Origin of the sequence: Spongiibacter taiwanensis (assembly GCF_023702635.1) — a bacterium.
In the GTDB taxonomy this organism is placed as follows: Bacteria; Pseudomonadota; Gammaproteobacteria; order Pseudomonadales; family Spongiibacteraceae; genus Spongiibacter; species Spongiibacter taiwanensis.
The window spans coordinates 2,561,136-2,587,719 of sequence record NZ_CP098455.1; the positions used below are offsets into that span (position 1 = coordinate 2,561,136).

The following is a 26,584-nucleotide window of genomic DNA, read 5'->3' on the forward strand; positions in this document are numbered from 1 at the left end:
CCACCCCACGGTCGAGAGTAATCAGGGCTTACATTTCAGACAAGGCCTTCCGCATTATATGACTTCAGAGGTTATATTCTGGCGGCGCGGGCGAGCTTTCCCCCGCGCTTTTTCCTGTGTTTATGGGTGCCCGCCCTCTGCGGTGGAAAGTTACTGATCAGGCCGCACTCGTGATCAGAACTGATAATTGACCCCAAGACGCAGAATGGGCAGAAAGCGATACTCTTCCAGCTCTTTCTGAATTTCCCGCTCTTCTTTTTTCAGTTCTGCGCGGCAGAAATCGGTACTCTGGCAAATGCCGGTGGAGCGCATGGTGACGTCGGCTTCGCCGAGATAGAGCACACCCAGGTCGGCGGTGAAGTTGATGCCTTTCTCGGGACGGGTCCCCCAGCCAACACCGAGATAGGGTGAAACTGGCTGGAAGTCCACCGTGGTGCGAATTTCTCCCAGCACCAGGGGAAGAAATACCGAGTCGCCAAATTCGCAGGTCTCAAAGCCGGAGATCAAACTCAGGGCCCGGCATCGGGTTACGATACGGGCGTCGCTGTTGTTGAGAAAGGCGCCGATGCTGAGGCGGAAGCGATCACCCCGGGGATACCAATCTCCAATGAGATAAGCGTTTTTCAATTTGATGTCGTTTTCATATTCCAGCTCGTCGCCGTCGACACCGTTGGTATTATCGCCTTCGGTGTCAAACTGCACTTTGCCGAACAGACCGCCAACACGGGTGTTGAACAGAGCGCTATGGCGGTAGCCCAGTTCCAGGCCGACACCCGCGGTGGAGACGCTGGCGCCCAAATTGATGTCAGCCAGTCCGGGTGTGGACAGACTGAGCAGAGTGAAAGCAATCGCAAGTACGCGCATGAAGGTGGCCTGTTATTGAGTGCTGGTGGCGCAACAGCAGAGTAATGAGTCAGTGAGTATAACGGCGCCGGTCGTTGGGCGGGTTTACCTTGATGTTAATATCGGTGGATTGCCTCAATCTGCAGTTCGCGCTGTTTCCGTGTTGACTAACTGTGCGCGCCGCCCATTGTCTTTATCAGCGCCCGGGCAACGGCGGAGAGGTCGTCACCCTGTCGATAGCAGGCGCAAACACGGGAGGGCTGTCCCAATGAGATGGGCAGCACCGCAAAGCGTTTCAGAAATTCCTTATTGGTGCGATAAGCCTCGCCGGCCAGGCCAATGGCTGGTGTTTTGGCGACGATCTCGCAGGTGAGGGGAAAGTGGCCAACGGTGTGGACCTTCTGATCGGGTGGCAGACGGTGGCCGCCGAACAGCCGGTCCACAAATTCGATGCTGGCGCCTTGTCGCTCAACCAGAACCAGCGGGAACGGCTTAAAGTCAGCGGCAGTGATGCGCCGCTTGCGACTGAGGGGGTGGCTGCGGGATGCGAAGAAAAAGGACGAGAAGGGCGGCAAAGGAATGACCTTGAATTCGCCCTCGCCAACAATGGGGCGCTCGGGACCGACCAGCAAATCCACATCGCCGGCCCGGAGCATGGTGATCGCGCGGGCGGTTGACGCCGATAGCACTTCCACCTCCACGTCGGGGTTCTTTGCCAACGTGTCCGGGAGGGCTGGGTTGAGCAGGGTCACCATCGGCGGCGGACAAACCACAATTCGTAACAGCGATTCCTTAATGTTGCGCCGGGCTTTGGCATCGCTGCGCAGTCGGTCAAAGTCGGCCACGATCCGGCTGGCCCGATCAATAAACTGTCGGCCCTCGGGGGTGGCGGTTACGCCCCGGGAGTGACGGACAAACAGGGGGAAGCCCAGCTCCTGCTCCAGCTCGGCAATGCTCTTGGTCAGGCTGGACTGGGAGATATGCACTTGACGGGCGGCGGCGCTCATTGATCCGTAGTGATCAATGGCAATGGCATAGCGCAGTTTGGTGGTATTCATTGGTATTCGCTTTGTGCATACCTTGGCATGAAATGGCATTAGACCGAATAGCGGCAAAGTGGTCAAATGCCTAACTCACCAGTCACATCCGGTCGCGATGGGAGGGCATTAGCGTGGCACTGTATTCCGAGGTAACGGCAGAGTTGGCCAGGGCACCAACGGGCCCCAAGGTTGCCGCGTTGTTTGACTTTGACGGCACCATTATCGCTGGGTATTCGGCGTTTTCGCTGCTCAAAGAGCAGGCCCGCCGGCGCCATATTGGCGCCCGGGAGATGCTGGCGATCAGCAAGGCGCTGACCCAGTTCGGCGCGGGCAAGCTGGCCTTTGACGCCCTGTTGAAAATCAGCGCCGAGGCCATGGCCGGGCAGCTGGAATCGGATTACTGGGATCTGGCTGAAAAGATTTATGAGCAGGAGCTGGCCCGGCGGGTGTTTCCAGAAATGCGCGCGCTGATCGAGGCCCATCAGGAACTGGGTCACACCGTGGCCATTGTGTCTTCAGCAAGCCCTTATCAGGTGATGCCCTGTGCTCGGGCGCTCGGTATTGAACATGTGATGTGCTCGGAGCTCGAGCTGGAAAACGGCGCCTTCACTGGCAACCTGGGTGAGCGCATTTGCTTTGGGGCCGGTAAAGTGCAGGCCGCCGAGGAGTTGGCCAAAGCCCAGGGCTGCGACCTGCGCAAAAGTTACTTTTACTCTGACAGTTATGACGACATTGAATTGCTGGAGCGGGTGGGACAGCCACGGGCTGTAAACCCTAGCCGCCGACTGCGGGAAGTGGCAGAGCGTCGGGCCTGGCCAATTCGCCGCTTTAGCAGTCGCGGCCGCCCCTCATTGATGGACTACGCCCGCAGCGCGGCGGCCACAGGCAGCGTGGTGACCTCGGTAATGTCGGGTCTGCCAGTGTGGGCCTTGACTGGCGACCGCCAGGAGGCGCGCAACTTTTCCATGTCACTCTTTGCCGATACAGCCAGTGCCTTAACCGGACTGAAACTGGTGGTGCGCGGTGAGGAAAATCTGTGGGCGCTGAGACCGGCGGTATTTTTGATTAATCACCAAAGCAAAGCCGACGTGATGATTACCGCGCGGCTGTTGCGGCGCAATTTTGCCGGCATTGGCAAGGCGGAAATTCGCAAGATGCCCCTGGTTGGCAAAGCCATGGAGATGGCCGGTGTGGTGTTGATTGACCGCAAGAACGCGGCCAGTGCCATTGCCACCATGGCGCCGTTGGTAGAGAAGATGAAACACGAGGGGCTGTCGGTTGCGGTGGCGCCCGAAGGCACCCGCACAGTGAGTAAAACCCTGGCCCCCTTTAAAAAAGGCCCCTTTCATTTGGCCATGCAGGCGGGAGTGCCGATGGTGCCCATTGTGATTCACAACGCTCTGGATGTCGCGCCCAAGGGAGATTTTGTCTACCGGCCCGGCACCGTCGAGGTGGACGTATTGCCACCCATCGATGTGAGTCAGTGGACCCGCGCCAATATGGCGGAGCATATTGAAGCGGTACGACAGCTGTTTCAGAACACGTTAGATAACAACCACGGCAGCGCCCGGGCCAGCTAACTTTCTACGAGCGAAAGTGCTCCCGTGGTCGGGTATACCCCACAGACAAAGGGGACAGACGAACATCACAAGGACTGGGAGGCCGAGTCTCCCGCGTAATAACAATCACAATTAAATGGCTACAGTGAGACAAACATGGAGCAGCTTCAAGCTCAGGATGCCCAATTTCTTTACATGCAAACCGCGCGTAATCCCTCCCATGTCACCCTGGCGATCCATCTGGATGGCAGTGACAAGGACCCCCTTGCGTATCAGGATATTGTTGAACACTTCAAGAGCCGCTTCCGGCTGCTGCCCTTTTACGGCAAGAAAATAAAGCGTCTGCCTGCCGAATTGGACTTTCCCTATTGGGTGGAGGACGCAGAGTTCTTGCCCGAATATCACTTTGATCAGGCGAGCCTGCCTGCCCCCGGTGACTGGTCAGAATTGCGGCGGGCGATTGCCCAGCTACATGCCGCGCCAATGGATATGTCCCGGCCAATATGGGATGTGACGGTGCTTACCGATGTGAACTGTAATGGCCCGGTGGGCAAGGGAGTGTCGGTGATTTGCCGGGTGCACCACGCTGCGGTTGATGGTGCAGCGCTAATGCAGCTGATTGGTTTGCTGACCGATATCGATGCCGACGGGACACCGGCGGTGGGGGAATTGCCACCCCAGGTGGCGGTTGACACCGGGCGCAAAGGGATTTGGCAATTAGGCCGTACGGCACTGGTTAATCGCTGGCGGGCGCCGTTGCAGTTGACCAAGAGCATCAGCCAGGAATCCAAGAGCATTGTGGCGGCCATTAAGGATCGCTGGCAGGGCGGCAATACTTTGCCTACGGTGCCGCCGTCGCGTTTTAACCGACGGGTTAGCGAGAACAAAGTCTTTGACGCCATCGATTTTCCCATCGCCCTGCTCAGCCAGATTCGCCGCAAGGTGGAGGGTGCCACCCTGAATGATGTGGTGCTGGCGGTCTGCGCCGGTGCTTTACGCCGTTATCTGGAGAGCCATGAGGATTTACCGGTGCTGCCCCTTAGCGCCTGGATTCCGGTGAATGCCCGAAGCGCTGGCGGCGAAAATCAGTCCAGAGGCGGTAATAATATTTCGGCGATGAGCGTGCCCATTTACACTGACACGCATGAGCCGCTGAAGCGGCTGGCAGCCATTCACGAGGCAACGCAAATGGCCAAGCGAGGTGAGCTGGGGCTGTCGTCCCGGCTGATGACCTCGGTGATGAAACATCTACCGGCCACTGAGCAGTATCTGATGAGCAAATTAATTGTGACGTCGGGGGTGGTGGCCAAATCCTGCAATCTGTTTGTGTCCAATGTGCCGGGTCCGACCCAGCCCTTGTATCTGTGCGGTCATCCGATTGTTAACGTCAATGGCATGACGCCGCTGGCCGACGGCATGGGCTTGTTTATTGCGACCCCTAGCTACAATGGCAAACTGTCATTCAATATTATTACCACCGAAGAGATCATGCCGGACATCGAAGACTTTAAAGCCTGTCTGGCGGCGGCAGTTGACGAATTGCTCGAGGCCTAAGCTGCGGGTTTTTGGTGTGAGCTGACTGGATTCCGGCTCGCTGAACAGCGCGCCCGGAATGACAGAGAAACAAATAGCACGTCCGGAATGACGGAGAAACAAACAGCGCGTCCGGATGACGGAGAAGCAAGCGGCGCGACGGGAATGACAGGGAAACAAACAGTGCGCCCGGAATGACAGGCGAAACAAACAGTGCGCCGAGAATGACAGGGAAGCAGTGCTGTCGTTAAGCGGTGGACGACCGCAAATCGCAACACCACAATACTAGCGTCTAGCGTCTAGCGTCTAGCGTCTAGCGTCTAGCGTCTAGCGTCTAGCGTCTAGCGTCTAGCGTCTTCAGTGCAAGCGCCTGCGCCGCAGATATGCCCAGCCGCCTGAGATCGCCAGCCATGCCATAAACAGTCCACCCGCGAACACCGCAACGCTATAAAGCGTGCCCATGCCGAAACCCGAGTGCAGTGGGTAGAGCTGGTTAACTAACCAGCGGGCAGTACTGGCCTCATCGGAGCGAGGGCTAACCAACATATCGCCACTGTCCCGTTCGATGATCACCGATGTTCGACCATTGGGGTGCCATTCGTCAGGCAGGCGAAAGCGCACAGAGAAGTCAGGCCGCTCGTTGGCGCCAAAGCGAATGTAGGTGGGCCAGCCATCGGGCATCTCGGCGACTGCCTGAGCGAACATGGCTTGCACATTGGTAGCATCGTGATCGCGGGCGGGGACGGCGGCAGCTACCCGAGTGGGTGGGTCTTTTGGCAGCAGGGGGGAGACCACAATCTGCCACATCATCAGACTGCCGGTGAGTAGTAACACGACAGTCAGCAGGGCGCTGGCAGCGCCGCTGTGGCGATGGTATTGCAGTAGCAGAGGGGACTTAATCGACTTGGGAAACACCCAGCGCCAGCGAAATCCCCGGCGCCCCGGCCACCAGATAACCAGACCGGTGACGCACAGGCCGATGCCGCCAATGCCAGCTACTAATAACAGGATTTCTCCCGTGAGTCCGGCCATCAGGGTGACGTGAAGTTTGTGCAGGAAGGCGAGGGTCTCGATGATCCAAAGGTTGTTGCGGTAGGGCTCCAGCGTGTCGATGTGGAGCAACACGGTGTTGCCGCTATCCATCAAGGTCCAGAAGGGTTCTTTCTCGTTTGGCGCCTTGATCAGGGTGGTAGGTTGATAGGCCCCATGCTGGCGAATGGCTTCCAGTTGCGCCAGCATGTGCGCCGGGCTGTAATCCGCAGGCAGGCTGGCGTCGGGGCACACCAGGCTGTGAATCAGCGGTTTTTTGAAGGCCAGTGCGCTGCCGCTGAGCGCCGCCACCAGCAGGATCACGCCAACAATCAGGCCGCACCAGCGGTGCAGTGAGCGCAGGATGGGGAAGGGTGGGTTGTTGCGGGTTTGACTCAAGTGGCGCTTCCTGGTGTTAATGGTTTGATACTGAACGCAGAACGCAGAACGCAGAACGCAGAACGCAGAACGCAGAACGCAGAACGCAGAACGAAGAACAAACGGCTCTTGGCGTCATGCTGCTGCGTTAGTTTGGGCCTTTCCCGTGCAGGTTGCGCAACAGGAAAGGCCAAGCCGTCCGTGCAGAATCTGGCCGGTTAGAAACTGCGCTGATACGACAGTGTGTAACTGCGGCCAATGCCCTTAAAGTTGCGCAGGTCATTCGGGCTGGACTGGGAATAGTAGGTGTAATAGTCCTTGTCCGTGAGGTTCTGAATACCGGCGCTGATGGTGCCGCCAAAGGCCGGCAAACTCAAGCTGAGATCCATCGTGGTGTAGCCGTTGAAGCGGTTGGTCACTTGCTTGTTTTCGTCGCGCACTTCACGATCCAACAGGCGGTTGATCTGCAAGCGGGATTGGATGCCGTAGGACCACTGGTGGCTCCAGCTCAGGTTGAGACGGTCGGGCGCGATATTGGTACCGTCCAGGTCTGAATCCACTTTGTTGTCGCCGTCCGAGTCGTATTTGCCCTTGGTGTTGGCGTAACGCAGGCCAAAGCTGTCGGTGTTGGAGGCCTGCCAATCCAGGCGGAACTCGATGCCATCGACCTCCGTTTTTTCGCGCTTGACGGTGTAGACCCCGTCGGCGCCGCGCTGCAGGCGCTGGCCGAAGTCGGAGTCTGAGGTGAAATAGGTCAGCTGAGCACTGAGCTGCTCGTTCTGAAACTCCACCCCGATCTCGCTGTTTTCGGTCAGGATGGGTTTCAGGTCGAGAAAGTCTTCAACGCTCTCATCGGGGGTGTTGATCCCGCGCAGTACCCGACCCACATCGGGCATGGAGAAGGCTTCGGCGTAGTTGGCAAAGACCCGCCATTGCTCAGTGGCCTGATAGGTGCCGCCCAGGTTGTACAGGGTTTCGCTGAAGTCGGGCTCGCCACCCTCCACAAACTGGCTGCCGTAGGAGGCCAGGGTAGTGAAGTCATCCACGCTTAAAGTTGAGCGCTCGTGGCGCACGCCACTGGTCAATACCACTTTGTCGATGCCGGTGTACTCGGCCTGCAGGTAAGGGGCAATATTTTCGTACTCGGATTCGGGTACCCAGCTGCGACCGGTCTGGATCAGCGCCTGCCAGGTCTCGTCACGAAGCAGGTCGATGCCATACACCAGGTTCACCGGCAGGCCAGCAACCTCGTCTTTGGACAGGGTGACTTTGACCCCGCGTTTTTCAGAGTTGTTTTGGGATTGGTCCAGCAGGTCCGGGCCGTAGGCCGGATCCTGGAAGGTGGCCAGTGGGGTGGCTTCGGCGCCGTAGGTGGCTTCGAAGTCCTGGTCGAAGGCCTGAACGCGCAGGTGCTGGCTAAAGAAATCATCGTGACTGTAAGCCAGGCTGAGTGTGGTCACCCGGTTGCGTGCGCCTTCGCCCGGTAACGTGCCTTTTTCTGCGCTGCTCGGAATATCCTCGCTCACGTCACCGGCGACGGATACCCATTCGTTGTTGCCCTTGATATCAAAGCGGTTCACGGTCAGCTCGACCCGCTGTTCGCCCCAGCTGTAGCCGCCCTTAAAAAAGCCGTTCAGGGTGCGCGAATCCATGGTGTCACCCTGGGTGTTGTCGGCGCCGATTACCTCGCCATTGGCATCATAGAGGATGCCGCTCTCGCGGTAAGTGAGGCTGGCCAGCACGTCGGCCTGGCCAATGCGGTTGGCAACGCTGTAGGTCACACCGTAGTCGGCGCTTTCGCCCAGATCCTCGGTTTGAAAGGCGGTATCGAAACGGATGCTCTGTTCCAGTTCGTCGCCAGGGCGCCGGGTAATCAGGTTGATGATACCGCCGGCCGCGCCCAAACCGTGAATGGCATTGGCGCCGTGCAGCACTTCCACTCGCTCAATCACCACCGGGTCGATGGTGCGTCCGTCCCGGCCGCCGTTACGCAGGGGGTTGGATTGGGGCACGCCATCAATCATGTACAGCGGTTTGCGGCCGCGCAAGCTCTCGCCAGCGTTGGTCATCTTCTGCCGGCTGGGGGAAAAGCTGGGGATGAGATTGCCGAGCACGGTGGACAGGTCGTTGCTAATGGCCAATTGCTGATCAAGATCCGCCTTGTTGATTACGGTCACCGTATTGGGAATGGTGCTTAGGGGGCGTTCGATCCGGTTAGCGGTAACGATCATCTCCTCGCGTTTCGGTTCCGCCAATGCGGGGTGAGCAATGAGAGCCGTGCAAGACAGCGCCAGGAGCTGGCGAGGTGTGCTGGAGCGCATGAAGTTGACCTTCTGAATTGAAATGAAAGTGTGATGTGCTGTTTGAAAGGGGCGATACCCCGAACAGGGCTTTAGAGCGCGGATAATAACCTAAACAAAAAGCGTTCTCAATTGCATTTGCTGATTCTGTATCGGTGCTGCTTTTGAGCTGGCTGCCAGTTCCGGCCTGCGGGTGAGGTGCGCGGGAGCCAGCCGTTATTTTCACACTGCAGCCACGCCTTGCCGGGAGGCAAAAAATTGCCTGAGCGGGTCGAAAAATAAAGTCTGACCTTGTCGATTTCTTGCATTGGCCTTCGACTACTCTGTGCTCAGATGACCTGGGCTGCCCCGGCAGGGTGGAATGAGCCAACGCTTAATTGTGGAGAACAGAAAATGACAGGAACAGTGACGTTACATCGGGTATTGCGAGCAAGCCCGGACAAGGTCTTTCGGGCTTTTACCGATCCGGATGCTCTGGCCCGATGGTTGCCGCCGGAGGGCTTTACCGCCCGGGTTGAAGAATTGGACGTGCGCGTGGGTGGCCGTTTTCGGATGTCGTTCTGTAATTTCACCACCGGCAATGCCCACCATTTTGGCGGGCAATATATTGAAGTGGAGCCCGGCCGGCGACTGGTCTATACCGATGTGTTTGACGATCCGGGCCTGCCTGGCGAGATGGTGACCACGGTAGTGCTGGCGGAGGTGGTGTGCGGCACGTCAATTCACATTGAGCAAAAAGGTATTCCGGAAATGATTCCCGAACCCATGTGCTATCTGGGTTGGCAGGAATCCCTGCAGTTTCTGGCGAAATTGGTGGAGCCGAATATTCCGGACGAGTGAGTCTAGGCTTGGTCTTTGATCTGCAAGATGCTGAAGGTACCGCTGCCGGCGGCAACAATTTCGCCGGTTTCGTCTCGCAGCGTGGCCTCGCTAAAGGCGATCTTCTTGCCACGGCGCAACAGGCGTCCTTCGGCAAAAATTTTGCCGGGGGTGGCCCGGGCCAAATAGGACGTTTTTAGCTCCAGGGTTACCGGCGATTCATCGCTGGCCAGGGCGTTGACCACCGCTTCGCCCAGGGCGGAGTCCATCATTGCGCTGATGGCGCCGCCCATAATGGCCCCGCTGGGGTTGAGGTGGTCGGGATTGGCGGCAAAGTTGAGCAGCACTCGGTTTTCGTCCGGGTAGCGGTGAATCGATTCTAGGCCGAGCCACACGTAACAGGGCGGTCTGTTGTTGTCATCGGGGAGATTGGAGGCTGCCATTTTTTTATCCTGAGTGTGAAGTCACTGGCGTGTTGCGGCAAAAGCGCCCACAATTATAACTTCCTGGAAAGATAAAATGCCAGTGGGCTTGTCGCCACCGCATTTCACTTCCCCATCCGCGCTGCGGGAACTCAGGAGTCGGTCTCGTTGTTTTCTCAATCTTTTGTCTGCTTTTTGGGCGCCCGGGTGGCCTTCAGCCTGGCGGCCTCAGTGCTCTCGGTTGCTATCGGCTGGCATTTGTACCAGGCGACTGGTGATCCCTTCGATCTCGCCCTGGTGGGATTAATGCAGATTCTGCCCATCATGCTGCTGTTTATTATTACGGGCTGGGTCGTGGACCACTTTCCGCGGAAATGGGTGCTGCTGGCCTGTGCGAGTTTGCAGTTGCTGGTATTTCTGGGCCTCGCGGTGTCCCTGACAGGTGGCGAGGTGGATCGGGTGGTGATTTTCGGCCTGCTGTTTCTCAACGGCTGTGCTCGCGCCTTTTTTGGTCCCGCGCTGCAGGCGGTGCTGCCGAACATCGTGCACCGGGAACATTTGTCCCGGGCCGTCGCACTCACTAGTACGGTCTGGAACGGTGCGATGACTGCCGGCCCCTTTGTTGGCGGCCTCTTGTTGGCGCAACTGGATTTTGCCAGTTACTGGGTGTTGGTTGGACTGGCCGTGGTGTCGCTGACCTTACTATTACCCTTGCCTGAGTTGCGGGTTGAACAATCCAGTCAGCGCGGCAGCCGGGAGCTGTTGCAGGGCGTGCGCTTTGTATTGGGCAACCCCTATGTGCTGCCGAGTATCTCGTTGGATATGTTTATTGTGCTGCTCGGCAGTGTGGTGGCCTTACTGCCGGTATTCGCGGCGGATGTGTTGGGGCTGGGGCCGGAGGCGCTGGGCTTGTTGCGGGCAATGCCGGCCCTCGGTGCAGTGGCTGCCGGGGCGGTCATGGCGCGATTGCCGGATGGCCGACGGGTAGGCCGCCGCCTGTTTGTTGCCTTGCTGGTGTTTGCTGTTTCCATTTTGATATTCGCCCTGTCGACATCATTGTGGCTGAGTCTGGCGGCCCTTTTTGTGTACGGCGCCTCGGATATGGTGAGCGTGAATTTGCGCTCTACGCTGATTCAACTGGCCACCCCAGACAGTTTGCGCGGTCGGGTAGGGGCGGTGAATTCCCTATTCATTGCAACCTCCAATGATCTGGGGGATTTTCGCGCAGGTGCGGTAGCCGCTGCCGTGGGAGCGGTGCCGGCGGCAGTTGTCGGGGCTGGATGCGCCGTAATCGTAACGCTGGTAGGCTGGAAGGTGTCGCCTAAGTTGCAATGTTTGGATCGATTGAGCGATGCCGATGTTGAAGCTGCCCCGGTGTCGGACGAGGATCTTGTCGGCAGCCACCGAGGTCAGAGGAGCCGTGGTTAGTGAGCAGAATGAGTGAGGCCGAGTTGCGTTTTCTTCGTCGCCGCGGCGCGCTGGTAAGCGCCTGGCCGTGGGTCGGTAGTGCCTGTCTGTTGGGATTGATCGCTTTGGCGGCAGTTCTATTTTGGCGGGTGCCTCAACTGGTTAACCCTTGGTTTGTCTTTGATCAAATCAATGCAGACGCGCTGCCCGAATCCCAGATGATATTAATGGCGGCGATGTTGCCGGTGGTTCTGTTGTTATTGGGAGTGCTTGTCTTGACGCTCTTTGCCTGCCTGAGTAACGAGCGCCGCTTGCTTGCGATGTTGGCGCTTACTCAGGCGCCGTAGTTAGGCTGGCGCCGGTGAAATGGTGGCAATAGCAGAGAGAGCTCCATGCCAGGGTTAGCGAATTCTCAGACTCATACCGGTGCGAGCAACGCGACCGGGGCCAAACTGGGCACACAATAACTTGCTCGCGCGACGCCAATTCCGAAGCCATCCTTCCAGCATGCCGGGGCTCATGGGCCGAGCTACAATGTGCCCCTGGGCCGAGATTCCGGTTAGTCGGCGGATGCGGACCCAGTCCTCGAAGCGATCGACACCAGTAAACACAATGGTTTGGCCGCGCTTGCGCCAATAGTTAACCATCTCTGCTGTGCTGAGCACGGTGGCCTCTCTGGGAGAGTCCAGCAAGCGTTTTTCCAGCTTGATAATGTCGTAGGGCAATTGATGTAAATGCCGCTCTGCGTGGCTGGTGGGAAGATAGCTGTCCATGGCGATCTTCACTCCCTTGTGTCTGAGAATGCTAACGCGCCCCATCAGGGCCTCGCTTAGAAACTGGTCTGGGTGATCGACAATATCCAGGCCGATACGGCTCAGTGAGGTGTTGTATTCCCGGGCGCTGGCCAGTAGAAGGTCGAGAATGCCAGCTGAAAGGTGTTCAGCCCTTATCTTTAGTGAGATAGGCAGTTCGATCTGTTGCGCTGTAAGTGACCATTGGATGGCAAACACTGACTGAACGTTGCGATACACAAACTGCTGAATAGAAGTGGCGTCCTGCAGTCGAAGCATGTCGCTGTCTACATACCTTCCTGCACTTCCTACAGGACGCCAAAAGCTGTGGGCCTCCAACCGGTGGCAGATGCCACTTTGCAAATCGACAATGGGTTGAAGGCAAAGCTGAAGCTCGCGTTTGTGGAAGGCAGACAATAACGCGGTCTCTGAGTTTTCGCCCGAGCGCTGGCTGGGTTGATCCAGATTATAAGTGGTCATGTTGGTGTGCCTCCTGCGAATCTCTCGCTGTGTTGAGGCTAAAGCTAGAGCCTAAAAAAGATCCCGTCTATTTCTCGTTGTTTTATCCAATGGGTATTTTGATCTTTCTCAAATTGAATGGTTATGGCGCGCCGCGTATCCATAGTGGCTTGCGCTTTATGATAAAAATCAAAATTACCAATTGGGTTGTTATGATAAAAATCAAAATAATATTTTTGTAAAGTTAGAGTGTCTATTTAGGCTCAGTTGTTTGTCTAAATATGCTTTTATATAAGTGTTAAATTCAGATTTTGATTTAAAGCAAAAATAAAATTTTGATATTTGTTAGAGCGATAAAATTAGTAATTTGCGAATTATCAAATGATCTGTTTTTAGGTTGATTGGGTAGTGGATATTACCTATGGCAAGTGTATAACTACATTTGCAAGGCGACGTTATTTCGGAAACGAGTAACAGTGCTGGGCAAAAAGCTGGAAGGTGAAGATGGTTGAGGAGCCGACTTTATCTTTCCCAAAACCGCTGACAAAGATCAGCACTTAATGCATCAGGAGAACGCTACTATGAAACGCTCAACTCAAATTAATCGTACTTGTCTTTTCACTGCCATGTTGATGGTCGGCGCTGCTGCCCATGCTCAGATTCCCCTGAATCTGACCGGTGCGCTGTCTGCCAATGCAGTGACCTCTGTTACCTCTGGTCTCGGTGGCCTGGCGCTGGACAGCGCACTGTCTGCCGACGTTCTGGCCTCTGCCAACGTGATGGGTGATGCCGGTATTGGCTCTATCGCCAGCAGCGTAGTGGGTAATGCCAGCGGCGCTGCCAGCCTGGCTTCTGCCGGTTCTGCGCTGGGCGCACTGGGTGGCTTGTCTGCTGCCACTGACATTGTTGCCAGTGCAATGGGCTCTGCCGACGCCTCTGCCCTGTCTGGCCTGAGCGGTCTGACCTCAATGGCTGACGTGTCTGCTGCGACGTCGGTGGTGGGCAGCCTGACTGCCAGCGGTGTGCCGGCCCTGCCTGCTTTGCCCTCGTTAACGGGTCTGTTGCCAACCGCTGACGCCTCTGTTGCCGCCGATCTGGTTGCCACATTGACTGGCAGCCTCGGTGGTGACACCGGCCTGGGCATTGTTAGCTCGCTGACTGCTGCTGTGACCGGTGCTGCTAATCTCGCCAGTGCCGCTCCTGCGGATGAGCCTGCGGAAGAGCCCGTTGCTGAAGAACCTGAAGACTCCACCCAGGAGAGCGAAACTGAGCCAACTGAACCTTCCAGCCCAACCCTTGCGTTTTCAGGGTCTGCTAGCGCAAACGCTAGCATGAGCGCTGGTTTCTAAGTTGGGGATGTAAGCTCGCCCCTCGTCTGATCGGCGTAGTGTGCCCGGTCAGACATTTTTCTTACCTTAACCTGCTCCCCTTGCGGCGGTATTGCCGCAGGCGGGATGCAGTCGGGTGCGATCGCTTTAAAGACCTTGAATGCCTGACCTGTTCTGGGCGTCGGGAGGCTGCAATGGAAATGTTAAAGCTTGTTTCAGGTATATGTATTTATTGGATGGCGATGAATTTTGAAGTCGTTTTTTTAGATCATGTCCGGCTTATTTTTCCTAATGTTTAATGGTTTGTTGTTGGGGTTAAATTTCGGATATGTATCGCATTGCTCTGTTATGAGGTGGGGTCGTGAAGTTGTCGGCGCTATTAACTCAAGGGTTTTTTGTTTGGGTCCTCACTCTTCCAGAGAGCGAGGTCCTGGCGCAGGGCTTTTTGCAATCGGTGACGGTTTTGCCTGGCAGTGTTCAGTCCTTGTCTGTCGGCTTACAAAACTTCGGCTTTCGCGTTGGCGGAGATGCTGAGGAGCTGGCGGGTCAGCGTGTATTGCTAGAGTTGGTCTCCGACCTGGAGGCTGCAGATGAAAATGCGGTGAATGCTTTGTTGCAGGTCGATTCCGCCATTCTCAGTGGAATTGAGAGTCGGCTTGATTCTCCGACTGAGTTGACGATTGAAGGAGTGTATCAGTCTGTCGTGGGTCCTGATTCCAATTATCGAACGCTGCCATATTTTCCGGGGCTGGTTCCTACTTCGGACGCTACGCCGGTGATTGATGCTTTAAATAATCTGACCGGAAGTGTTGGTGGTGAAATAGGTTTGGGATTTGTTTTTGAATATTCGTTTTAATTTTTATCTTATTAATTCATTTTTTGATTTTGCAATTTATCAAAATGATTAATGTTTTATTAAAAGAAGTGTGGAATTAATAAGATCATATTGTTTAACTGAATTTGCGGGTTAGGTAAGTCTTTTGATGGCCGGCCCGCAATATTCGGAAGAAATAAAAGGTTGAGGAGCCTTTTAGATCTTTCTTAAAACCGCTGACAAAGATCAGCACTTAATGCATCAGGAGAACGCTACTATGAAACGCTCAACTCAAATTAATCGTACTTGTCTTTTCACTGCCATGTTGATGGCTGGCGCTGCTGCCCATGCTCAGATTCCTCTGAATCTGACCGGTGCGCTGTCTGCCAATGCAGTGACTTCTGTTACCTCTGGTCTCGGTGGCCTGGCGCTGGACAGCGCACTGTCTGCCGACGTTCTGGCCTCTGCCAACGTGATGGGTGATGCCGGTATTGGCTCTATTGCCAGCAGCGTAGTGGGTAATGCCAGCGGTGCTGCCAGCCTGGCCTCTGCCGGTTCTGCGCTGGGCGCACTGGGTGGCTTGTCTGCCGCCACTGACATTGTTGCTAGTGCAATGGGCTCTGCCGACGCCTCTGCCCTGTCTGGCCTGAGCGGTCTGACTTCAGTGGCTGATGTGTCTGCTGCGACATCGGTGGTGGGCAGCCTGACTGCCAGCGGTGTGCCGGCCCTGCCTGCTTTGCCCTCGTTAACGGGTCTGTTGCCAACCGCTGACGCCTCTGTTGCCGCGGATCTGGTTGCCACTTTGACTGGCAGCCTCGGTGGTGACGCCGGCCTTGGCATTGTCAGCTCGCTGACGGCTGCTGTGACCGGTGCCGCTAATCTCGCCAGCGCTGTTCCTGCGGAGCAGGCTGCAGATGAACCTGCTGACGAGCCCGCCGCTGACGAGTCCAGCGAAGAAGCCGAACCTGAGGCAATGGAGCGCGAGCCGGCTAGCCCGACGTTCTCCTTCTCTGGGTCTGCACGGGCGAATACCAGCGTTGCTGCCAACTTCTAAGTGGTGAGCTAACGTCAATATCCCCCTTGGGCTGGTCTGTGATTCGATGCTCACAGCCAGCCCCTTTTTTTGCCCGTTTCCATCAAGGGTGTGAGCCCATTTCAAGGGCGGCATGTGTCACAAATAATGCTTCCGCTTATTTCTCGTGCTTGGGTTTGGCCGATGTAGTGGTTATGTTTGTGATGTCGACGAAATAAGGAACCTTGCCCATGAAGCCTGAATCGTTATCTTCAAGCCAGCCGGACCTGGATATTCTGGCGCGGCTGCACCGCTTTCAGCGTTGGGCGCTGATGCTGGTGGTTGCGGTAGGGGCGGTAGTGATGTTCGGCTGGTGTTTGCCGGATATGGCCAGCGCGACGCTTCCCTCGGGTTGGGCGCTGATGAAGTTCAATACGGCTCTGGCGCTGCTGCTGGCTGCGTTGAGCCTGAGCTTGACCCAGGAGCGACGAAGTGCGCGGGCCTTGCGGGCGGGCGCGTTATCAGCAATGGGGGTACTGGTGATCGCCGGATCGGCGTTACTGGAACACAGCCTGGGTGCCGGACTGGGGATTGAGTCGCTGGTGGTGCCTGATGTCGGCTCGTCCCGGCCGGGGCTGATGTCGGCCCAATCGGCGTCTTTTCTGTTCTTACTGGGTTTTCCGTTGTTGTTAGGGCGAGCGCGCAAGAGTCTCTGGTCAAGATTGGCCGATGCCTTGAGCATGGCGCTGATTATTGCCGCTATCATTGTGTTTTCAGGCTATTGCTTCGGCGCAGCCGGTCTCTACGGACAGTCGGCCGATACCGTCACCTCTCCCCACACCCTGCTATGCATGCTGCTGCTGACCTTTGTGGTGGTATCGCGCCGGGCGGAGTACGGCATCTTCTCCGTTCTGATCGGGGTGGGTATTGGTAGTCGCATTTCCCGGGTGGCGGCACCAGTTGCGCTGTCGTTGCCCATCGGCTTGTCTTACATTTTTAAAATCGCCGCGTCGGCGCAGTGGGTGAGCCAAGCCTATGCGGCGGCCATGACCACGGCCTTTATCGCCCTGTTTTTCTTTTGGCTGGTCATTGTCATGGCGTGGCGCATCAATGATCTGGAAAAAGAACTGCGGGATATGTCTCTGAGCGATGAGTTGACGGGCTTGTACAATCGGCGCGGTTTCTATCTGCTCGGTGAGCAGGCATTGCGCGATGCGCGCCGTATGGCGGGTCAGGTGTCAGTGCTGTTTTTTGACTTAGATAACCTGAAAGTGACCAATGACTCGCTAGGGCACGACGTTGGCAACAGTCTGCTCAAGGACATGGCCTCACTGCTTGAGCGGGTCTGCCGGGCCAATGACATCGTCGCCCGGATTGGTGGTGACGAATATGTGGTGGCAATGCCCTGCTCGCTCGCCAGCAGTCGCGGCATATTGCAGCGTCTTGAGCGGGCCTGCGAGCAGCTCAATTCTCAGTCTGGCCGGCCCTATGCACTGAGTTACAGTGTTGGGGTCGCTGAATATCAGGTGGGTTCAAAGACTACATTTCAGCAGCTGGTCAGAGAAGCAGATGAGCTGATGTATGAACAAAAGCAGGCGAGAAAGCGCGCCCGGCGCCAGGCGATGGATACCGGCACGGTCACAGTCTGATGCGGGGGTGCGCCACTGAAATCCCTCGGCTGTGAATATTCCCTTGAACCTGCCGTGACCACGCTTGTCCAGAATAGGCGTGTGGATTTAATCGTCTGAAGGGAGTGACACCATGCTGAACAACGGGATCAAGCAATGGCGATGGGCGGCGGCAATGGCCGCTGCGTTGAGTGCTGGCGCGGCGACGGCCGGAGAACAGCGGGTTTATGGCTGGCTGGAGATGGCCACCATTGAGCCCTGGGGCGTTGCGGTGAAGGCCAAGCTCGATAGCGGCGCACTGACCTCGTCAATGCATGCGGAAAATATCGAGGAATTTATCAAGGATGGCGAAGAGTGGGTTCGCTTCACGGTCGATGTCGAAGATGAATACAAAGACAAGGAAGTGTCTAAAACCTTTGAGATGCCGATAAAGCGCAATCTGAAATTGCGCGGTGCGGGCGGAGTGGATCACCGGCCAGTGGTGTTGATGAAGGTCTGCCTGGGTGACACGGTGTATGAGGAACAATTCAGCCTGCGTAACCGGGAGAAAATGAATTATCCGGTGCTGCTGGGTCGTCGCACGATTCAGAGCCTGGGATTGATTGATGTGTCCACCAACTTTTTGCACAAGCCCCGGTGTGATAAGGATTCCGAGGTGATTGAATACGCCAAAAAGGAATACGATGAAGACATCGGTATCTGAGCGTAGCGCGGGTATCCCATCGCCGAAATGAAAAAGCCGCCCAATATGGGCGGCTTTTTTGTGCAGCGGGGTCGCTTATTTTGGCTCGATGGTCACACCGTTAACGGCGTTTTCTTCGCTGACATGGGGCGAGCCTGAAAACTTCTCCAGATCGTTGCGACGCATGACTGGCAGGTCTGGGCGTGCACAGGCAATGCCCGTACCTTCGCCACACATGCCCGCGCCAGTAGTAAAGAAGGTGGGTAAGTCGTCTGGGAAGGGGTCGGCATTGGCGGTGAACAAGGGCATTGGCAATACGTACAGGATGACTTCGACCACGCTACAGAAGCCAATAACGGCAACCAGGCGCACGATCGACTGACGGAAGTTGGAGTTTTTGCACATTTCCAGCTTTTCGACACCGCGCTCAACCCAGGTGCGGCCTTTGTCGTCTTTGAAGTAAACCAGTACCGAGGTACAGCCAACCCATGCGCCGAACAGGCACTCGTAGATGGGGAATTGATACCAGTGACCGCCCCAGAGGCTCAGCGCTCGAATCGAGCCGGGGTAAGCGTAGATTCCGGAGAAGCGGATCAGCAGGCTTTCCAAGACCAGGTCGACTACCATGGCGGCGAAGATGCCGCAGGCGGACAGGGCAACGTTCGAGATGCCGGGGAAGCGGGCCTTCATAAAGCGCATGGTGGCCAGGCCGCCAAAGGTCATCCACAGCAAAAAGCCGGGGTAGCCGCCAGCCCAGGTGAGCAGGGGCTCGGGCAAGAGGTGGCCATTGGGGCTAAGCCAGCCGGGAATTTCAGCCGACAGGAAGCCCAGGTTGGGGGCGTAGGGGTTGTAGACGCAGCCCACCTGGATCCAGTTCATTGATGGGTCCCAGAAGATGGCGACAAAGAACGCGATGCCGAGCAGGCCCAGGGTATTGGGCTGACCGGTTTTGCGAATCGGCTGGATGATCTGAGACCAGATCAGGTAGAGCCACACCAGGCCCATGCCGATGGTGACGGCCCAGACACCAATCTTGAAATTGATGGGTACCTCAACGCCGGGTGCCAACTCGGTCGGGCCGAAGTAGGGGGCGGTGACCCAGTTGTAAATGACCCAGAATATAAAGGCGAGGAACACTGCGCCAATGCAGGCCCAGGTTTTCACCGGCGCAGCCGGGTCGGAACCGGCAACGTCCCGGAGTCCCGGGTTGTTGTTCGTTGCGTTCTCCATTTTGTTCTCCCATGTAGATTGTTGTGGTTAACCCGGTGAATCGGCAGAGACACCCTCGCGGTCTCCCTTGGTTTTTAATCCAGCCTGTGTTCACCGGATCAGAGGCTGACGCTGGCGCACAAAGTGGCCAATGTTTGGTCTAACTTGCTATCTATGCTGCTTTTTTGGCCACCGATGCGATGGCTGACTCCACTAATCGGTGCAGTCGGGGGGCGAGCTGTTCGCTGGTGTTCATCGCCAGAAAATTACTGGCGCCGTAAATGCGCTGCAGGCGCTTTTCGCCGGCGTCGCTGCCCACGCTGAGGCAAACGCAAGCGATGCCTTTTTCGCCAGCTTCCTCAATGGCCTTGCGGGTATCCTCGCCGGCATATTCGCCCTCGTACTGGTCGTCGTAGGGGTAGCCATCGGAAATCAACACCAGCAACTTGTAGGGTGTGCCGGCATGGGTGTCGATCAGATGGCTGGCGTGGCGAATCGCGCCGCCGCAACGGGTGTACCCGGCAATGGCCAAATGGCGCAAGCGCTGCTCCAGACCGGCGCCGGCGGCTTCGTCGAATGTTTTCAGGGTTTGAAAGCGCACCAGGCTGCGGCCCCAGGAATTGAAGCCATACATTGCGACCCGGTCGCCCAGCGTGGCGAAGGCCCTGCCCAGTTGCCAAGCCGCTCTGGCCTGCAGATCAAATACTCGCTGGCCGTTGGCACTGTGCTCAAGGGTGGAGCTTGAGGCATCAAGCAGCACCAGCACACCCAGGTCTCTGCGGGTGCGCAGGTTGGCCGAGTAAATGCGCTCGTCGCCGCTGTGGCCGGTTTGAAGGTCAATGGCGAGACGGACCATTTTGTCCAGGGTTAGGTCTTCGCCCTGAGGTTGGCCGCGGTGGTTTTGAAAGCCCAGATAGAGCCCGGCCAGCGCCCGTTGAAAGGGGAGGTTACTGCCGCTTAAGGTGCCCTCGGCGAAATTGGCTTCCAGGGCGTGGGGCTGAGTTTCTTCCACGATGACCCAATCGGGGCGAAAGCGTTGCTTGTCGCTGTCCCACTCGTGGTAGCAATAGGCGCCGGCTTCGTTGTGGGCGAAGGCGCTGGGCAAGCTGACATCGAGTTCGGAGCGGATCGCCATGGCCAGGTCCTTGAGGCTCTTGGCCATGCGACCGGCGATCATTTGGCTGGAACCGCTACCCTCGTCATCGCTGCCATCCCGGCCGGGGGAGGAGCGCATGTCGAGAATGTCTTTCATAATTTTGGAGAACAGGGATTCTTTGCCCAGCGGCGAGGTGAACCACTTCCAGAAGGAGGCTTTTTGCAGATTGTCGTCATCCTCCTCATCGTCCTCGGCAATCATCATCAATTTCTGTTCGAGTTCGGCCAGCTTCTGGGAGGTGAGGGGTTGGCTGCCGCCTTGCAGGCGGCGGCGCAACACCCGCCAGGGTTTGATCGCGCCATACCAGCTTGGCGGTGAGGGCAGTGATTTGTTGCTCAGTGCCAATTCGAGAGAGGCATTGCCATCAGCGGGCTGGTGGCTGCTGCGATAGGCCGCAATGGCATTGAGCAGTGTGCTGGGAAGGCGGTGGGCCAGGGCGTCGCAACAGCGCTGAACTTCCAGCACCAGGTAGCGCTCGGCCAGGTCTTTGCGGCCGAGCAGACGTTGCATTCTGCCGGTGTCAAAGGCATCGCCTTCCAGCAGAGCACACTGAATAATGAGTTCGGTGCGGCGGATGTCGAGGTCTTCGTGGGCGGGTAGGTAGAGGCGTTCGCCATCGCAGTAGCTGCGCTTACCGTTCTGAACCAGATAGTTGATTGCTACCTGGCGGCCCAGCACTGACTCGGCGAGCAGGCGTAGAGGATGGTCGGCGTGGTCTACCTGGTTAATCATGGCGCGCCGCTCAACCTGGCAGGTAGGAGTGAATGACTTCGGCGAGGCCGCGTTGAATATCGGCATCATCGGTCAGGGGTAGGATCATGGCGGCCTTGGCTGCCTCCCGGGCGCTCAAGCCCTCACGCATCAAGCGGCCGGTAGCGACCAGGGTGCGGGTTGAGGAGGCCTCGGGCAGGGTGCCGCTATCGAGCTTGCGCACAGCATTGGCCAGCTTGATTAGATTGGCGGCGCTGGCTTCGTCGACACCGGACTCTTTAACCACAATGCTCAGCTCCTGTTCAAAGGCGGGGTATTCCATTTCTATGGCGACCATGCGCTGGCGGGTAGAGGGCTTGAGGTCCTTGAGTACGCTTTGATAACCGGGGTTGTAGGACACCACCAGCATGAAGTTGTCGGGAGCGCGCAGGCTTTCACCAAGGCGCTCGATATTGAGTTCGCGGCGGTGGTCTGCCAGCGGGTGCATGACCACGGTGGAGTCGGCCCTGGCCTCTACGATTTCGTCGAGGTAGCACATGCCGCCCTGGCGCACCGCCCGGGTTAACGGGCCGTCTACCCAGACGGTTTCGCCGCCGGTGAGTAGGTAGCGGCCAACCAGATCTGCTGCCGTGATGTCTTCGTGACAGGCGACGCTGAACAGCGGAAGCCCGAGGCGATGGGCCATGTGTTCAACGAAGCGTGTTTTACCGCAACCGGTGGGCCCCTTGAGCATTACTGGCAGGCGTTGCCGGTAAGCGGCGGTGAACAGTTCCACTTCGTTGCTGGTCGGCAGATAAAAGGGGGCGCTGGTTTGTTCTGGTGAATCGCTCATGATTAGTTGGGATACCTCAAAGTGTTTTGATTGTTGCCGTGGTGGCGACGCCAGTTCGCGTATGCTGGGCAATAATGTCTGTTGGGTCAATGTTCGTTTGCGAACTGTTTTTGCTTGTCTCTGTGGCTGCGCGAATTTTTTAGCTGCCCTCGTTGACCACGGCGAAGGCTTTTATGGCAGCTTTCATCCGCAGTACGCTGAATAGTTCGAGAATAACTTTTGCGCCTTTGTGGGCGATCTCTGCTTTCCTCTCGGTACTGAGAGAAGGCGGGACGCGGTCAAGAAAATAGTTTACTTCGCCGTTGGCGAGGCGCTCGGCTAACTCGACATGAAGTTTCAGCAGCGTAGGCTCAATACCGATCTCCTCTGTGGCACCGGCGGCGCGCATATCGCCCCAGGCGCCGACAATTTCGGCGTCGACATGGCTGAGGTAGGTCTTGCCCTTGCGCTTAAGCAGCTCAATGGCGCCCATTGCTTCGAAGAGCTTGGCGTCGCTTTCCGCTTTGGGGTTGCGATCAAGGATTTCTGTTAGTGGTACGAGCTCCTGGTCTAGTCCGGCGTGAGAGGCAAACAGCTCATCTAAATGGCGAAAAGATGCCGCGGGGGTGGCGATACGGCCTTTGTTACCTTGCAGTAGCTGCTTGATTTCGTCGATCTTCAGTCGCCCTTCTGTTTGTAGCTGTCTGATCGACTTAATGGCGGTGACGTGCTGATCGTTATAAATGGCGGTTCTGGGGCGGGGGCGCTCTGGCTCGGGCAGCATGCCGTTGCGGAGATAGAAATGAATCATCTCCCGTTTGACGCCGGTCTTCTCTTCCAGCTCACGCATTCTCACTGTGGGGCTCTCCTGCCAACTACTTTACACTTGCGAACGATTATGCCATTATCTCTGTGTAATCTTATTACATAAAAACTTTTTTTTAAATCCCGCTGGCAAGGGTTTGCGAAATAGCAGCAGTGATACGGCAATAAAGAGAAGGGGGCATCCGTAGCAGAAATGCTGGTGATAGACCCTCCGGCCCGATTCGGTTGTGCCAGCAGTTGTAGCCCATCTAAGACTTGAGAAGTGTCATTGGGTGTCCGGCGGGAAGTTTGTAGTACGCACGATAAAACTTTAGGAAATGGGTAAAGGGTGATCCTATGAAAAAACGAAGCTTAGTGGTGGCTATTGCTGCCCTGTCGAGCTATTCGGCGGGTACGCTGGCTCAGGAGCCACAAAAAAGAAGTAACCGACTCCTCGAGGAAGTCACGGTAACGGCCCAGAAGCGGGAGGAAGACTCCCAGGACGTGCCGATTGCCATCCAGGCCTTCTCTGGCGAGAAGCTGGATGCATTCAATATTGAAGACACCGCCGACCTGCAAAAGATTACTCCCGGACTGACCTTCACCTACACCTACGGCTACACCCTGATCTACCTGCGGGGGGTGGGCAGTGACGCCTTCCTGCCCAACGCCGACCCCTCGGTGGCCACCTATATCGACGGTATCAACATCCCCGCCAGCCAGGGCAAGCAAGACGCCCTCGGCCCCGTTAAGCGGGTTGAGGTCCTCAAGGGCCCCCAGGGCACCCTGTTTGGCCGTAACGCCACCGCCGGTGCCATCAGCATCGTCACCGAAGATCCGCCGATCGATGAAATCGTCGGTAACATCAAAGCCACTCGCGGCAACTACGACAGCCAGGAATACCAGGCCTACCTCGGTCTGCCCCTGTTTGATGGCGCCGGCATCACCCTGGCCGCCTTCAGTGACACCCACGAGAACTACGGCACCAACTTCAGCAACGGCGAGCCCCGTCCCTGGCGGGAAGACTTCTCCGAAGGGGGCCGGGTCAAATTCAAGTGGGACTTCCTGGAAGACTTCAGCCTGACCCTGATTGGCTCCTACGTGAACCAGTTCAACGGCAACTCCCTGGTGCAGGAAAACACCCGGCCCTCACCCATTCTGTGTGCCGGCTGTGAAACCGATACCGCCGACCGGGATACCGACACCAACTACGAAGGCGGTAACGCCACCATCAACACCATGTACGGCACCATCTTTGAATGGCGCCCCGGCCCGGTGGACGTGAAGTTCATCTACTCCGACCAGCTGGCTGACGTGGACTGGGGTCAGTACGACTACGACTCCACCGATGAAGACCGCTCCGGCTTCTTCACCTACGACCAGTACAACGATCAGCAGACCTACGAGCTGCAGATCCTGTCCAACGCCGACACCCCCCTGTCTGAGAACCTGGAGTGGGTGGCCGGTTACTACCGCCTGGAAGCCGAAGGCGGTTTCGGCCGCCTGTTCTTCTTCCTCAACAACGGGTTGGCCACCGGCCTGCTGCCTGGCAGCATTACCGGCCTGTTGGGTGACTCTGGCAGCCGTGCGGTGCTTGAATCCGGCGGTCTGCTGACCACCGAGTCTGACGCGCTGTACTTCCAGGGCACCTGGCGCTTTAACGAAGAGTGGGCCATGACCCTGGGCGCCCGTTACCAGGAAGAGACCCGGGAAATCGGCAATACCGCGCTGGACCTGGTGGACACCGGGTGTGCTGGCGGTGACGGCAGCTACGGCACCGACGTGAGCTACTATCAGGGCAGCGACAAGTCCTGTAACTCCCGCCTGCTCGACTTTGGTGGACCACCGCTGGAAGAGACCACCTTCTCGCCCAAGATCAACGTGCAGTGGTTCCCCACCGAAACGGCTCAGATCTACGCGTCTATTCAGAAAGGCTACAAGAGCCCGACCTACAACATTGTTAACTTCTTCGGCAGCCCCGATCCGGTCGAAGGTGAAGAAGCGGTTGCCGCGGAGCTGGGCTTCAAGTCCGAGTGGCTGGACGGCGCCCTGCAGTTGAACGGTGCCCTGTTTGCCTCCAAGACCGACAAGCTGCTGACCGGGATTGTGTCCTTTACCTCCGGTGCGATCGTGCGCTACGCCAACGCCGGCAGCGCCGAAGCCAAGGGCGTGGAGTTTGACTTCCAGTGGCAGCCAATGCCGGACATGAACCCCGGCCTGGCGATCACCGGTGGTGCCACCTACGTGAACTCCGAGTTTACCGACTACAAGAACGGCGAAGGCTTTGATGATGACACCGGCCTGTATTTCGGTCCCGGTGGTCTGGAAGACATTGCGACCGACCTGCTCGGTCTGGAACTGCCCATCTCCCTGGCGGACTTTGCCAACGGTCCCCGTGACTTCACGGGCAACAAGGTGCCCCGGGCACCCGAGCTGACCTCTGCGGTATCGGTGAACCAGTTCATTGATGCGGGGGATATCGGTGCCTTCGAAGTGGCGGTGGATTACTCCTACAAGAGTGAATACTTCACCACCCCCCAGAACTCGCCCTTCTTCGTGCAGGACCAATACGAACTGTGGTCACTGCGGGGCAGCTACTTCTTTGACCCCTGGGGTCTGCAGCTGACTGCCTTTGTGGATAACGTCAAGGACAAGGAATACTTCTCCTCGATTCTGCAGCAGGACTTTGGTCGCTCGGTGACTTTGGCGCCGCCTCGCTTGTACGGCCTGAAGCTCAAGTGGGATTTTGATGTCTTCCTGAATTAAGCCCTGAACACCCAGTTGCGGTCGGCAACATAACCCGGTTGTGTTGTCGGTCGCTTTTTTCGGGCGTTGCGGCGCTATCATCACTTTCCTGACACATTGATAAATAAGGGTGGATTGATAATGAAAAAACAACTTTGTGGAACGCTGCTGTTTGCCTCGCTGGCCAGCAACAGCTTTGCGGTCGTGCCGGGCCTGGGGACGGTATTTTCCTTGGCGGCGCCTCTGGGCGGCGTAAGCGGGATTACCTCCTTGGCCGACCCGTTGGGTGGCATTTCTGGTCTGGCGGCAACGGGCACTTCGCTGACCTCTCAGCTGCCCATTGATGGCCTGAGCGTGATTGACGTGAGCTTTATCAGCTCGGCGTTGCCAGCCAATGATGTCCTGTCTGTTGTCGGCTCAGGCGCCATTTTGGCGAATGATGTGCTCGAGGGGCTTAACAATCCTGCCAGTGGAGCCTCTGGCCTGCCGGGTGTTGACGCCCTCGGCGGTCTGCTCGAGTTAGAGGGGCTGTTTGGTTTTGACGGTGTTCTGGCGCTGGATGGCCTGCTCGCCCTTGACGGCGGCATTCCGGTTGTAGGCGCCCTGCTGGGGCTCGACGGCCTGCTGGGTATCAATGGTCCGCTTGCCCTGGATGCCATTCCAGGACTGGATGGCCCCTTGGGCTTGGATGGTCTGTTGGCACTGGATGGTGCCTTTGCCCTTGATGGTCTGCTCGATGGGGGAATTCCGGTATTGGGTGACTTGCTGGGTGGCGGAAGCGCACTGCCTGGCCTGGACGTGATTCCGGTGGACCTTCTGACCCTGGTTCCTGTGGATTTGGTAGCCCTGGTTCCGCTGCCCTAATTGCGCTGCGTTGAGATCGGTATAGCCGAGCTCGACAGGCATGCAAGGCACGAAAAGCCGACTCAGAGATGGGGCGGCTTTTTTGGTTTGTTGTGTGCGATCCAGAAAGGCGTGGCAGCCAAACACATTGAAATATTAACCCGGAAATCTTTTGTGTCGGGTTAATGTGGCACAAGGATGTGCCGCCATTGGCCAGCAAGCCTTTAAAATACAAGGAAATTCGCATAGTTCCGCCAGTAT

22 protein-coding genes are annotated in these 26,584 nt (G+C 57.1%); 12 read left to right on the forward strand and 10 right to left on the reverse strand.

The annotated features are described in order from the left end of the window. Positions 1-174: 174 nt before the first annotated feature. Positions 175-864, reverse strand: coding sequence for a hypothetical protein (locus NCG89_RS11775; protein ID WP_251086735.1), 690 nt, complete (start codon positions 862-864; stop codon positions 175-177). 146 nt (positions 865-1,010) lie between these two features. Beyond that, positions 1,011-1,901: a LysR family transcriptional regulator gene (locus tag NCG89_RS11780; RefSeq protein WP_251086736.1), complete on the reverse strand. Its 891-nt coding sequence runs from the start codon at positions 1,899-1,901 to the stop codon at positions 1,011-1,013. A 113-nt stretch (positions 1,902-2,014) separates the two neighbouring features. Between NCG89_RS11780 and NCG89_RS11785 the strand changes: the two genes are divergently transcribed. Both NCG89_RS11785 and NCG89_RS11790 read left to right on the forward strand, forming a co-directional pair. Continuing rightward, entirely contained in the window at positions 2,015-3,463 is a 1,449-nt protein-coding gene (locus NCG89_RS11785) for an HAD-IB family hydrolase (RefSeq protein ID WP_251086737.1), read from the forward strand. Positions 3,464-3,598: 135 nt separating this feature from the next. Further along, entirely contained in the window at positions 3,599-4,996 is a 1,398-nt protein-coding gene (locus NCG89_RS11790) for a wax ester/triacylglycerol synthase family O-acyltransferase (RefSeq protein ID WP_251086738.1), read from the forward strand. Positions 4,997-5,332: 336 nt separating this feature from the next. Here NCG89_RS11790 and NCG89_RS11795 read toward each other — a convergent pair whose 3' ends face one another. Together NCG89_RS11795 and NCG89_RS11800 are read right to left on the reverse strand one after the other, a co-directional pair. Beyond that, the gene (locus tag NCG89_RS11795) at positions 5,333-6,403 is read right to left on the reverse strand and encodes a PepSY-associated TM helix domain-containing protein (protein ID WP_251086739.1); all 1,071 of its coding nucleotides are present in this window, start codon (positions 6,401-6,403) and stop codon (positions 5,333-5,335) included. A gap of 197 nt (positions 6,404-6,600) precedes the next feature. Next, complete coding sequence (locus NCG89_RS11800) at positions 6,601-8,703, reverse strand: TonB-dependent receptor (protein WP_251086740.1); 2,103 nt, start codon at positions 8,701-8,703, stop codon at positions 6,601-6,603. Between the two features lie 372 nt (positions 8,704-9,075). Here NCG89_RS11800 and NCG89_RS11805 point away from each other — a divergent pair, with 372 nt between their 5' ends. Next, entirely contained in the window at positions 9,076-9,522 is a 447-nt protein-coding gene (locus NCG89_RS11805; RefSeq protein ID WP_251086741.1) for an SRPBCC family protein, read from the forward strand. Between the two features lie 2 nt (positions 9,523-9,524). Here NCG89_RS11805 and NCG89_RS11810 read toward each other — a convergent pair whose 3' ends face one another. Next, positions 9,525-9,944, reverse strand: coding sequence for a PaaI family thioesterase (locus NCG89_RS11810; protein ID WP_251086742.1), 420 nt, complete (start codon positions 9,942-9,944; stop codon positions 9,525-9,527). 147 nt (positions 9,945-10,091) lie between these two features. Here NCG89_RS11810 and NCG89_RS11815 point away from each other — a divergent pair, with 147 nt between their 5' ends. Both NCG89_RS11815 and NCG89_RS11820 read left to right on the forward strand, forming a co-directional pair. Continuing rightward, positions 10,092-11,351: an MFS transporter gene (locus tag NCG89_RS11815; RefSeq protein WP_251086743.1), complete on the forward strand. Its 1,260-nt coding sequence runs from the start codon at positions 10,092-10,094 to the stop codon at positions 11,349-11,351. Continuing rightward, positions 11,351-11,677, forward strand: a complete 327-nt coding sequence (locus NCG89_RS11820; protein WP_251086744.1) for a hypothetical protein — start codon at positions 11,351-11,353, stop codon at positions 11,675-11,677. The genes NCG89_RS11815 and NCG89_RS11820 overlap by 1 nt, the downstream gene beginning before the upstream one ends. A gap of 54 nt (positions 11,678-11,731) precedes the next feature. Here the strand turns inward: NCG89_RS11820 and NCG89_RS11825 are convergent, their stop codons facing one another. After that, complete coding sequence (locus tag NCG89_RS11825; protein ID WP_251086745.1) at positions 11,732-12,601, reverse strand: EAL domain-containing protein; 870 nt, start codon at positions 12,599-12,601, stop codon at positions 11,732-11,734. A gap of 560 nt (positions 12,602-13,161) precedes the next feature. On the opposite strand from NCG89_RS11825, the gene NCG89_RS11830 reads away from it, so the two are divergent. The 5 genes from NCG89_RS11830 to rloA3 all read left to right on the forward strand — a co-directional run bounded on the left by NCG89_RS11830 (position 13,162) and on the right by rloA3 (position 18,065). Further along, positions 13,162-13,929, forward strand: coding sequence for a hypothetical protein (locus NCG89_RS11830; RefSeq protein WP_251086746.1), 768 nt, complete (start codon positions 13,162-13,164; stop codon positions 13,927-13,929). Positions 13,930-14,269: 340 nt separating this feature from the next. After that, positions 14,270-14,764 (forward strand): hypothetical protein, encoded by a 495-nt coding sequence (locus tag NCG89_RS11835; protein ID WP_251086747.1) that lies wholly within the window; start codon positions 14,270-14,272, stop codon positions 14,762-14,764. Positions 14,765-14,999: 235 nt separating this feature from the next. Then, on the forward strand, positions 15,000-15,776 hold the full coding sequence (locus NCG89_RS11840) for a hypothetical protein (RefSeq protein ID WP_251086748.1): 777 nt from the start codon (positions 15,000-15,002) through the stop codon (positions 15,774-15,776). A gap of 209 nt (positions 15,777-15,985) precedes the next feature. Continuing rightward, positions 15,986-17,383: a GGDEF domain-containing protein gene (locus NCG89_RS11845; RefSeq protein WP_251086749.1), complete on the forward strand. Its 1,398-nt coding sequence runs from the start codon at positions 15,986-15,988 to the stop codon at positions 17,381-17,383. 112 nt (positions 17,384-17,495) lie between these two features. Next, entirely contained in the window at positions 17,496-18,065 is a 570-nt protein-coding gene (gene rloA3 / locus NCG89_RS11850) for a retropepsin-like aspartic peptidase RloA3 (protein ID WP_251086750.1), read from the forward strand. 75 nt (positions 18,066-18,140) lie between these two features. Here the strand turns inward: rloA3 and NCG89_RS11855 are convergent, their stop codons facing one another. The 4 genes from NCG89_RS11855 to NCG89_RS11870 form a co-directional block, all read right to left on the reverse strand. Beyond that, positions 18,141-19,274: a spirocyclase AveC family protein gene (locus tag NCG89_RS11855; protein ID WP_251086751.1), complete on the reverse strand. Its 1,134-nt coding sequence runs from the start codon at positions 19,272-19,274 to the stop codon at positions 18,141-18,143. Between the two features lie 151 nt (positions 19,275-19,425). After that, the gene (locus NCG89_RS11860; RefSeq protein ID WP_251086752.1) at positions 19,426-21,141 is read right to left on the reverse strand and encodes a nitric oxide reductase activation protein NorD; all 1,716 of its coding nucleotides are present in this window, start codon (positions 21,139-21,141) and stop codon (positions 19,426-19,428) included. 10 nt (positions 21,142-21,151) lie between these two features. Continuing rightward, positions 21,152-21,952, reverse strand: coding sequence for a CbbQ/NirQ/NorQ/GpvN family protein (locus tag NCG89_RS11865; protein WP_251086753.1), 801 nt, complete (start codon positions 21,950-21,952; stop codon positions 21,152-21,154). Positions 21,953-22,091: 139 nt separating this feature from the next. Next, entirely contained in the window at positions 22,092-22,781 is a 690-nt protein-coding gene (locus NCG89_RS11870; RefSeq protein ID WP_251086754.1) for a MerR family transcriptional regulator, read from the reverse strand. Between the two features lie 311 nt (positions 22,782-23,092). Here NCG89_RS11870 and NCG89_RS11875 point away from each other — a divergent pair, with 311 nt between their 5' ends. Both NCG89_RS11875 and NCG89_RS11880 read left to right on the forward strand, forming a co-directional pair. Beyond that, positions 23,093-25,501 carry a TonB-dependent receptor gene (locus NCG89_RS11875; RefSeq protein ID WP_251086755.1) on the forward strand — a complete coding sequence of 803 codons (2,409 nt, stop codon included), beginning with the start codon at positions 23,093-23,095 and terminating at the stop codon, positions 25,499-25,501. Positions 25,502-25,621: 120 nt separating this feature from the next. Continuing rightward, positions 25,622-26,344 (forward strand): hypothetical protein, encoded by a 723-nt coding sequence (locus NCG89_RS11880; RefSeq protein ID WP_251086756.1) that lies wholly within the window; start codon positions 25,622-25,624, stop codon positions 26,342-26,344. Positions 26,345-26,584 lie beyond the last annotated feature (240 nt).